Here is a 9,588-nt window from a genome sequence, read left to right on the forward strand (position 1 = left end):
GTCGCGAGACCCCTTCTACCTCACAGCCTCGGGGCCGTAAGCTGCAACACGACTGAGAGCTCGTCAGGGGAGGGGAGCGATGGCGCGCGATCTCGTGCCGAAGGCTCAGGAGCGAATCGTGATCCAACGAAGTGGCGATCGGTGTGCTTACCCGAATTGCGGCATCCCGCTAAGCATCGATGCACGAGCCGCTGAGGACCAGCACAAAGCCGTCGGTAAAGTCGCACACATTTGCGCGGCCAGCAACGGCGGGCCACGATTCGACGCTCAGATGACCACAGCCCAGCGAGGTAGCGCAGATAATCTAATTTACCTCTGTGGCCCACATCACGATATCGTCGACACCCAGCTCGCCTACCATACTGTCACTTTCCTCCGAGACGCCAAAGAAAAGCATGAGCGTACTGTCGCTCGGGCAATGAGTCACGCCATGGGGCAGATAGGCTTCGACGATCTTGAGCTAGTTTGCAAGTTCATAGGCATGGGAGAGGAGAGAACCGATGACCAAATCATTATCCCAATAGGCATCCAAGATAAGATTGACCTTAACTCTCTCGGCTCCATCTCCGAGGAAAGAATTCGAATAGGTTTAGCAAAGGCCGATGAGGTCGATGAGTTCGTCAGAGTAATCGGGCGAATGCGGCCCAATTTCGGCAATCGACTAGCCGCCAGATTTAAACAGGAATATTACCGAGGTTACGCCGACGGACTTGGCGGCGATGATCTTTTTGAGTACATATGCGCCGTCGCGCTGGACAACGCTGGTCCAGTTGAAACAGAGAAGTTGCACGCCGCCACGCTCGCAACAGTCGCCTATCTATTTCAAGCCTGTGAGTTGTTCGAGCATGAGTATCCTGTTGCCTAATCGCTACCTCAAAGCCTCAGAGAGCGTTGCAACACATGCTGCGGAACTCTACCGACACATGCCGCCGTCTGCTTCGGTCGGCGCCGGATGGGTTGCCTACCGCACCCTTTTTGGTGACCTCCCATTCGAGCGCTACGTCTTGACGTTGGACGTGCTCGTCGGCTTGAGGCTCTTGCAGCTTGAGGGTCAACAGCTCGTGAAGGTGATAGAAGATGCTGCGTAAAATCTCCGCTAACTTCGACTCCTTCCAACCTATTACGTTCAAGGCGGGATTCAACGTAATTTTGGCCGACATGGGGCCTGGCGCGTCAGAAAAGCACAGTAGAAATGCGCGGGGAAAAACCACCCTCATACAGGCCATTAATTACTGTCTTGGGGGGACACTCGCTAAACCTTTAGCCCCTCTCGGGGCATCTGGATGGTCATTCAGCCTTGAACTCGACCTTTTCGGAGAGACGATCACTGCCACCCGCAATGTCAAAGGGGGAAGTCGACTTCACCTAAGGTACCCGAACGCCTTGTCGGGCGCCTTTGAACCTTACGTTGACGAAAGTACATCAGTATCTGTTGACGACTGGAAATTCCTTCTAGGGCTCGGGCTTTTCTCACTGGATCGCCCTTCGGTAAGTGGAGATCGCGGCATCTCGCCGCGAACTCTTCTCTCTTACGTAATCCGAACGGAAGCCGTTAAAGATCCCCTAAAAATTATTCCGCAGCAAGCAGCCTGGAGCTCAAGGCAGCACATTGCCTACCTGCTGAATCTAAACTGGGAACTGGTGCGTGACCTTTCTCGACTAGAGGAAAACGCGACTACTTACAAGGCAATCGCGAAGGCCACGAAGAAGAACTTGCTTCCGCGGGCACTCAGACCCGAACCGGAGCTAATGCTAGAGCTGGTTGAAGCTCAAAGGGAACTGGAGGAACTTCGTTCTCGTGTCGCAAACTTCCAGATTGTTGATGACCCAGACAGGTTAATCAGTCGCGCCGATAGTGTGACCGAAGAGCTTAAGGAACTACGAAATGAAGCTCTAGTTGATCGTCGCATGATCGAACTGTACGCCCAGTCGATCGAAGGTGGCCACGATACAGGCGAGCCCAGCGCTGCCGTTGTAGCGGATCTTTACGAGGAAATGCAGCGCGCTTTCTCCGCAGACGCATTGCAAAGTTTCGAGGCAGTAGAAGCCTTCCATCGACAGGTGATGAGCAATAGGCGCAGATTCCTCTCCGTCGAGCTGGAAAGATTGCGGTCACAACAGGCAGAACGTGACGAAAGGATTAGATCACTAACTCGGGCGCGTAATGATATCTTGGCCGTCCTCAACGCCGGAGGGGCACTCGAAGAACTTGTTGCACTTCAGGACGAAAGTTCTAAGGCGGCAGCGCGCGTGGCGGAGATCGAGGCCGCCTTGCGTAACGTGCGAGAAGTAGCGCAGGCCTTAGAAGACGTTAGGCTCGAAAAAGCCCAATTGCGTCAGGAGACCGCACGAGATCTCAATTCCAATAGGCGCAAATTGGACGATGTGGCCACGCAGTTCGACAGGATGATGCAGGAGCTTTACGGGGTGGGAGGTGTTCTCACTGCCGAAGTCGATGATCTAGGCCACAAATTTAGCATCAGGGTGTCAACGTCAGCGAGTGGCGGTGTCACTCGCATGCAACTCCTTTGCTTTGACTTGACGTTGATGTCAGAAGGAGTCGGCGAAGGGCATCATCCGGGTTTTGTGGTACACGACTCAGTCGTTTTTGACGGGGTTGATCCTCGGCAAATCGCTGCAGCTCTCACGCTGGTGAAAGAAACAGTAACCGATAACACCTGCCAATATATTTGCACGATGAATAGCAACGATGTCCCCGAGTCGGTTCGCGAGGAGAATTGGTTCCGGGATGGAACGAGAAGAATTGTCCTGGATACCGAAGAAGGTGGAATCCTGGGAATTCAATTCTAGGAACTCCTACTTTTCAGCTCAGTCGGGCGTCAGTGACGGTGAGGCATGGAGATGACAAGGCGGCGCTCCCTCCGAACATACGGCCGTCAGTGTCGGTATCACCCGAGATCAGGCTCCAACCGAAGCACCCGAATGGGTAACTCACACCGCTACGCTGGTGGCCCATCAGGGAAAATGACCACATGCACTACTTCAACGGCACAGGCTGGCTCGCGATCTTCACCGGTACGGACACGATGATCGGTCGGACCGTGGATGTGGACGCTTGGCATGAAACCACAGGCGTCGCCCTCGTGGTTGATCCGCAGCACGGCACACGTCGCCCGGTAACGGACTACCCGGACTTCTCCCACCTGGAGCGAGCCGACCAGGTGGTCGCCGCCATACCAGGAGGCGGCTGGCGCGCGTACTGGACCGACGAGGGCCCAGACAAGGGGCCGCTCACGGAGCAGGTGCTCACATGGCTGATCACAGTCAGGGGACGAGCGGCCCCCATCACCGTCGATGCCCACGGCCACGTGGACGACGCCGAGAGCGCCGATCGCCTCATCCCACCCGGAGAGGAGTGAAGGACGGGCCTCGCGTCGCCGTCTCAGTTCCCGTCTCATTCAACCCCGCACACGGCCGTTCGGCCGAGACCAGACGCCAGCTCTTCCACAGGGGGAAGCCGCCCATGAACGCTGGTGAACGTGTCGGGACGGGGCTCACGGGGCCACCAACAGACTTGGAAAGCGTGTTGGTGGGAACCGATGGACAGCCCTCTCGGACAGCAGGCGCCGCCGGCCGGTGCCCGGCGGAGCTCGGTTGCGGTGCAGCAGAGGAGTACAGCAACCGCCGCGACCGGGGCCAGCCGCCATCGGCCTCAGGTGGCCGGCTGACCAGCCTGAGAGACCTCAGCGACCGTCCTGCCCGTAGTTCGCAACGAGGGGGTCAGCTTCCGCCGGCGGGGTCATCCCAGTACCAGGGGGCGGCGGGTGGTTGCCATGGTTCCCCTTCGGGGCGGTCGAGGATCGGTGGATCCACATGGTCGGGGAGAGGGCTTCCGTCGATGAGCGCTTCTAATGAGTGCTGAACGTAGCGGAGGTAGTGCTTTACATCCCGTATCTGCCGTACCCGGTTCCCCGAGCCCAGACTTCGCCATCCGACGTCGTAGGCCAGACGAACCAGTTCACGGTAACGCTCACGTGCCTCCTGATCATTGATCGCGTAGAGGTCGGTGATCATGCCGCGACGTACTGATTCCATGGCTTCCTGACAGTGATCGCGAGCGTGGCTGCTGAAGTAGGGAGTCTCAGCTGATACGTCGGGTAACGACGGCAGCCAGGCGTACAGGTCGGCCAATCGTTCAAGGAGGGTCAGTGCCGCGTCGCTCGACCTGGCTCGGACCTGGCTCAGTTGATCGAGCCGCAGGCTGGCCGCATGCTCCGCAGCTGCGAGGGTGGCCTGCGCGGTAATTGAGCGGTTCGTCTGCCAGCGTGCCACGAGTACCGTGATCGCTCCGCCGGTCAAGGTTCCCACCAGTGCGCCCAACGACTGTGAGGCGAGATCCGTCCAGTAGCTCATACTCCATGGCTTCACCGCAGTACAGCATTTCAGTACAGCAACCACGACGTCCGGCAGCGGCCGACCGTGGCTCGTGGCAGCCCAGCCACGACCACAACGACCGTAGATGACCGGTCCGTGTAGAGCTACAGATCAGAATGTAGACACCTCGGAGTGGGGTGCCTCGTCATGCTGCCCAGCGTTTTTCCCCGCCGGACCGACCGTGATGGGAGTGATGCCGCGGCCGGCCAGGTGCCGGAACTCGAACTGTGGGTCCGGGGAGACGGGCAGGGCAGTGCCGTCACAGAAGTCGAGGGTCAGCGTGCCTCGACCGCCGTGGTCGACTGGCCGAAGAGGTCAAGAACCGGGCCGAGTGAGACGCCGGAACCGGGCGTCAATTCATGCCAGCTGCCTCCGGGAAGATGGCGTAGGAAACCGCAGCGACCGGGGCCAGCCACCATCGGCCCCAGGTGGCTGGCTGACCAGCCTGAGAGACCTCAGCGATCGGCCCGCCCGTAGTTCGCAATGAGGTCGTCACCTGCTGCCGCCTACGTGCTGCCGCTCGGGCTCGGCTGCGGCGCTGGCGCGCCGGTCCGGCCCGGCGGCGCACGTAGGCAAACGGGGGCATCCAAGGCCGGGACGGACGGCCCGCGAGCCCTCGGCCAACGCCTCGGGGCAGGAATCGACATGTCCGGCCCCAGCCCGGGCAGGACGTCCGGTCAAGCTTCCCGGTCCCCTGCTCGTGCGTCTGCCACCCTACGTTTCACCTCGACATGGCCCGACGAACCGTCCGACCGTCGCGACACGAATTAGAAAGGACCGACCTCGTCACAAAGGCCCCGCGCGCCGCTGACGCCAGGAGACGCTGGCGAACGGCGGCGCGCGGGGCCGGGCCCGGGCCGGTGCGGGACCTCACCACCGCAGCAGTCCGGGGGTCTCGTCGAAGCGGCTCAGGAGTCGAGTGGAGGCCCTGTCGGCGCGCCGTCGGCCGACTCCGCCAGCACTTCCACCGTCAGCCCGGTCATGATCAACGTGGCCAGGGCGTGAGCCGCCGCCGGGCGGACCGTGCCGAGCCGCACGACCCCTTCGCCGTGCACATTCACATCAGGCTTGAGCTGCGCGAAGATCGCTTGCAGGTCCAGGACCCGCAGCGGCTCGGCAAGGGCGTCCGCAGCACGCTTGGCGTCCGCCCAGCCGCGTACGTACGGCACTCCCGGGGCCAACTCTTCCGCGCTCCCCGCGCATACTCCACGCACGTCTGTCATGTCGTTCGCTCCTCCCCGCTAGCTTCCGTGTTCCGTGGGACCGCCCGCCTCGCTCGCGCCTTGGTGCTCCCGCTCGCAGGTCAGGGCCAGGCGCAGCAGCTCGGCCAGCCGTTCAGCCGTCTCCGGCGAAACCCGGCCCAGCTCGATCAACCCCATGCCGAACGCGTTGAGGTCCGCCCGCAGGTACGGGAACTCAGTGTCGAGGCGCGCCGCGATCAGTACGTCTCGAAGCGCGGCGACCGCTTCCCGCGCCGCGTACCACTCGCGGCTGTGGATCGGCGACCAGTCGGCCGAGTCCATCGGCTCGTTCGGCTGGTCATTGCCACCAGTCACTGCCCAACTCCCGTTCCCGAACCAGTCCGGCCCGCCAGCTCCGCGCTGTACCGCTCAGCCCGCTTGACCAGTTCGTCAGCCGCAACCAACATCGCAGCGACCGCCAGTGCGCGCGTGGGGGCGGAGTCCAGCCGCACCATCGGGGCACGAAGCCAGGTGTACCGATCGCCGGTCAGCGGCATCGGCCCGGGCACGACGACGACCGATCCGGTTGCCAAGTACCGGTACGCGGGCGGATCTGCCGACTCCACGGACAGCGTCCGCGCGAACCGATCCCTCGAACCGATCGGCAGGAAGAAACCGATCTGCCTCGTGGCCCAATCGGCCATCACTGGGCCGAGGGGCATGCTGTGTCGTTCCAGTTGGTCGAACGTCTCGACGCCGACGCGCTGTTCAAGCACGACCACGTCGAAGACCCGGCCAGTGGTCAGCGCGTACGGCCGCCGCGGGTCGTCGGCCCACACCTCCCGGCATCGCTCCGGCAAGTCCGCCGCTTCGGACAGCCAATCCATGCCCCGCCGCGTCATCATCTGCATGCCCACTCACCTCGCTTCGCGCCGGTCGGCGACCCGGTGGCCGCCCTGCAACCAGGCTCGGGCCACCGGCGCGATTCCGGGAGATGACGCCGGGTGACGGGGGATGACGAGCCAACCGACTCCACGTCATCCCCCGTCACCCAGCCATCCCGGTCGACGAGTTCCGGAGACCGGTTCCGTGTGAGGCTTCGACTCCGTAGAGTCAGAAATCCAGCACGCAGTGGATGAGGCCGGAGGTGGCCATGCCCGAGGACACCCGGTTTGCCGGTGACCTCTTGCGTCACACTCGGAAGGCCCGCGGCTGGGGTCAGATGCGGCTCATTCGGGAGATGCGGGCAGCCGCGGCCCAGCGGGGCGACACGCTCCCCACGGACGCCAGCGTGAAACGCCGCATCGCCAGTTGGGAGAACGGCCACAGCGCCCCGGACGAGTTCTACGGCCCTCTCCTGTGCAAGGCATACGGGGTAAGCGCCGCCGAACTGGGGCTGAACCATCTCAGCGGGCACGACGGCGCGCTACTTGACGCCGGCTATCCGGCGTCGCCCGAGACCGCCATCACCGCCGTGACACAGCTGTGGCGCGCCGACCTGAACGGCTACGAGCCACTGCTCACCTCGCAGCCGTCGGAACACGCATGGCATCAGGCTTCGGTCACCTGGCTCGTGGCTCCGGACCCATCGCCTCTCGCGGCCGACAACGGGACCGGCGTTCGGGTCGGCTTGGCGGACGTCGCAGCGGTCAAGACGACCACGGACTTGTTCGCCCAGCTCGATGACCGCTTCGGCGGAGACCACGCGCGGCACTCCGTGATCCAGTACCTCACGCGGGAGGTGGCGCCGCTGCTCAACGGCCAGTACAAGGAGGCCGTTGGACGTGCGCTGTTCTCCACCGCGGCCGAGGCGACTCTTCTCGCAGGCTGGATGTCCTACGACGCCTGTCATCACGGCCTGAGCCAGCGCTACTTGGTGCAGGCGCTGCGCCTGGCTCAGGACGGCGACGACCGTCGGCTTGCCGGAAGCGTGCTGTCGGCGATGAGCCATCAGGCGACCTTTCTCGGGCGCTACGCCGAGGCCGCGACTCTCGCCCGCGCCGCCCTGATGGGCATTTCCGGCGTGGCGACACCCACCCTGCGCGCCCAGTTCCACGCCATGGAGGCCCGAGCCCTGGCCCGCACCGGAGACACACGCGCGTGCGAGCGTGCCCTTGCCGAGGCAACGAAGGCGCTGGAGAGCCGGAACAGCGGCGACGAGCCGGAGTGGATCACCTACTTCGACGAGGCCGAACTCGCCGCCGAGGCCGCGCACTGCTTCCGCGATGTGAACAGGGCGCGGAAGGCCGTCGAGCATGCAGAGAACGCGATGAGCGGCAGCCACGTCCGGAGTGACTTCTTCGCCACCATGGTTCTGGCTGACGCCCACCTCCGGGCCGGTGACCCGGAGGAAGCCTGCCGGGTCGCCCTCGATGCCTTGGATCTAGGCGAACAGCTGAAGTCCGCGCGCTGCATCAGCTATCTCGCGGAGTTCCGCCAGCGTCTCGCCACGGTGGGCACCACGGCCGCCACCCGTGATTTCTACGAACAGGCGGCAGAGCACCGGCTTTGGGTCGCTACGGGCACTGCACCCGCCCCGTAGGCGATCCCGCTCAGAACGGCCGCCAGTCCCGCCGGCTCCCCCCGATGCGCAGCGTGTTGACCCGCCGGGCGAACTCCTCTCCAACTCGTGCGTCCACGGACGCCCGCTTGCCGAGCCACAGTGTCATCATCAGCTCACGCACATCGGCGAGCACCGGATACCCGGGCCAGTTCATCAGCTCGAAGCCGTAGTGGTAGACGAACGACTCGTACTCCGCCTTGCTGTGCCACCCGAACCGCTCGTAGTAGAGCGAGGTCAGCACGAGGTCCCACTCCCGATGAGCGAGCGAGAAGCCATCCAGATCGATGAGAATGGCATGCCCGTCCCGGTGTCGGATGGCGTTGCCCACGTTCGCGTCACCGTGAATAGCGCCGAACGGGAGCACGAAGTCCAGCCGGTCGTAGTCCTTCTGCAACCGGCCGGCTCTTTCCTCAAGAAAGGTCCGGTCATCCGGCGTTATCCCGTCCAGCTCACGGACAGAAGCCAGCAGCTTGGAGAGCGGGTCGTAGTACGGCAGCCCGAGCGACTCGGGTTCTTCCAGCCAGTGAAGTTGCCGAAGCAGGTCACCAAGCTCGTCAAGCCGTGCGTACTCCTCGCGGTCCTGTGCGTTCTCCCAGAAGGTGACCACCCGCCCGCCTGCCACGATCGGTTGTCGAACGCCGGGCACCACCCTTGTCGCGGGAAAGTCCTCCGCCGCCAGCCAGCGCGCCACACGGACGACCCGCTCCATCTCGCCCAGAGCCCCGGGGTCCTGGGCGATCCGGACGACCACCGGCGCGGACGCCAGCCGGTACACGGCGTTCGACCCGAGCCGCAGCAACTCAGCCCCAGCCGGGTCGAGGCCGGCCGTCCGGCATGCCTCCGCCAGGATGGCGCCCGCGCTCTCCGGCGTGAACGCCGCCGCATGTCCAGTCGCGTCGTCACCCGAGATCATGTCTCCGACGCTACCCGGACCCGACCCTGCCGGACAGGCGGCCTACGTAATCACCACGTGATGATCTTGCTTCCGTGCCCCATCCGGACACCTCTCCCCCGCAGGTCGCGCGCTCTCTGCCCGTTCAGGGCTCCCCCGGCCTCCGGAGCCGTGTGCGCAGGTTCGAATCCTGCCGGTCATAGCCCAGGTGATCGGTCATCTCGCCTTCAAGTGCGGACTCCAGCAGCCGCCGGGTCAGCTGCTGCAGCAGCCCACCCTCACCGGTCAACTGCAGACCCTCGGCCTGGGCACGATCGACGAGCTGATCGATCAGCCGCTGTTCCACTGCCGCTGCAGGCTGCGGCTCAGCCGCCTCGACGGGACCGCTCTTGGACGTGTTCTCGCTGGTCACAGATGCATCTTCCATGATCGGGATACACCACTCGTTTTACAGTCCTACCGCCGCCGCACGCACTGGCCCCTGGACGGAACACCTCGAAAGCCCCGTGATGTGCCCCGCGACCGCTTGGCTGATCGGCGGACGGCCTCAGAACTCC

9 protein-coding genes and 1 pseudogene are annotated in these 9,588 nt (G+C 63.5%); 4 read left to right on the forward strand and 6 right to left on the reverse strand.

The genetic code is table 11. The features are described from left to right. The first annotated feature begins 79 nt into the window (after positions 1–79). The 3 genes from STBA_RS37100 to STBA_RS09555 all read left to right on the forward strand — a co-directional run bounded on the left by STBA_RS37100 (position 80) and on the right by STBA_RS09555 (position 3,380). Positions 80–865 carry an ABC-three component system protein gene (locus tag STBA_RS37100; RefSeq protein WP_143659462.1) on the forward strand — a complete coding sequence of 262 codons (786 nt, stop codon included), beginning with the start codon at positions 80–82 and terminating at the stop codon, positions 863–865. A gap of 212 nt (positions 866–1,077) precedes the next feature. Next, positions 1,078–2,811, forward strand: coding sequence for a DUF2326 domain-containing protein (locus tag STBA_RS35590; protein ID WP_079251823.1), 1,734 nt, complete (start codon positions 1,078–1,080; stop codon positions 2,809–2,811). Positions 2,812–2,993: 182 nt separating this feature from the next. Beyond that, on the forward strand, positions 2,994–3,380 hold the full coding sequence (locus STBA_RS09555) for a hypothetical protein (RefSeq protein ID WP_077058837.1): 387 nt from the start codon (positions 2,994–2,996) through the stop codon (positions 3,378–3,380). A gap of 361 nt (positions 3,381–3,741) precedes the next feature. Here the strand turns inward: STBA_RS09555 and STBA_RS37105 are convergent, their stop codons facing one another. From STBA_RS37105 to STBA_RS09570, 4 genes are all read right to left on the reverse strand, one after another. Further along, positions 3,742–4,374, reverse strand: a complete 633-nt coding sequence (locus STBA_RS37105) for a hypothetical protein (protein ID WP_143659463.1) — start codon at positions 4,372–4,374, stop codon at positions 3,742–3,744. Positions 4,375–5,303: 929 nt separating this feature from the next. Then, positions 5,304–5,618: a hypothetical protein gene (locus tag STBA_RS09560; protein WP_107485011.1), complete on the reverse strand. Its 315-nt coding sequence runs from the start codon at positions 5,616–5,618 to the stop codon at positions 5,304–5,306. An 18-nt stretch (positions 5,619–5,636) separates the two neighbouring features. After that, complete coding sequence (locus tag STBA_RS09565; RefSeq protein WP_077058839.1) at positions 5,637–5,918, reverse strand: hypothetical protein; 282 nt, start codon at positions 5,916–5,918, stop codon at positions 5,637–5,639. 29 nt (positions 5,919–5,947) lie between these two features. Further along, complete coding sequence (locus STBA_RS09570; protein ID WP_077058840.1) at positions 5,948–6,487, reverse strand: bifunctional DNA primase/polymerase; 540 nt, start codon at positions 6,485–6,487, stop codon at positions 5,948–5,950. A gap of 380 nt (positions 6,488–6,867) precedes the next feature. Here STBA_RS09570 and STBA_RS09575 point away from each other — a divergent pair, with 380 nt between their 5' ends. Continuing rightward, on the forward strand, positions 6,868–8,118 hold the full coding sequence (locus STBA_RS09575; RefSeq protein ID WP_171987871.1) for a tetratricopeptide repeat protein: 1,251 nt from the start codon (positions 6,868–6,870) through the stop codon (positions 8,116–8,118). Positions 8,119–8,128: 10 nt separating this feature from the next. Here STBA_RS09575 and STBA_RS09580 read toward each other — a convergent pair whose 3' ends face one another. Then, positions 8,129–9,052, reverse strand: a complete 924-nt coding sequence (locus STBA_RS09580; RefSeq protein WP_077058841.1) for an aminoglycoside phosphotransferase family protein — start codon at positions 9,050–9,052, stop codon at positions 8,129–8,131. Positions 9,053–9,218: 166 nt separating this feature from the next. Continuing rightward, positions 9,219–9,443: pseudogene (locus STBA_RS09585) on the reverse strand (IS256 family transposase); the annotation flags it as partial. Positions 9,444–9,588 lie beyond the last annotated feature (145 nt).

Origin of the sequence: Streptomyces sp. MP131-18 (assembly GCF_001984575.1) — a bacterium.
Classification (GTDB): Bacteria; Actinomycetota; Actinomycetes; order Streptomycetales; family Streptomycetaceae; genus Streptomyces; species Streptomyces johnsoniae.

Coding starts and splice junctions, on each gene's coding strand:
- STBA_RS09565 (WP_077058839.1), bottom strand. CDS start 5,918: ATGGACTCGGCCGACTGGTCGCCGATCCACAGCCGCGAGTGGTACGCG.
- STBA_RS37100 (WP_143659462.1), top strand. CDS start 80: ATGGCGCGCGATCTCGTGCCGAAGGCTCAGGAGCGAATCGTGATCCAA.
- STBA_RS37105 (WP_143659463.1), bottom strand. CDS start 4,374: ATGAGCTACTGGACGGATCTCGCCTCACAGTCGTTGGGCGCACTGGTG.
- STBA_RS09570 (WP_077058840.1), bottom strand. CDS start 6,487: ATGCAGATGATGACGCGGCGGGGCATGGATTGGCTGTCCGAAGCGGCG.
- STBA_RS09580 (WP_077058841.1), bottom strand. CDS start 9,052: ATGATCTCGGGTGACGACGCGACTGGACATGCGGCGGCGTTCACGCCG.
- STBA_RS35590 (WP_079251823.1), top strand. CDS start 1,078: ATGCTGCGTAAAATCTCCGCTAACTTCGACTCCTTCCAACCTATTACG.
- STBA_RS09555 (WP_077058837.1), top strand. CDS start 2,994: ATGCACTACTTCAACGGCACAGGCTGGCTCGCGATCTTCACCGGTACG.
- STBA_RS09560 (WP_107485011.1), bottom strand. CDS start 5,618: ATGACAGACGTGCGTGGAGTATGCGCGGGGAGCGCGGAAGAGTTGGCC.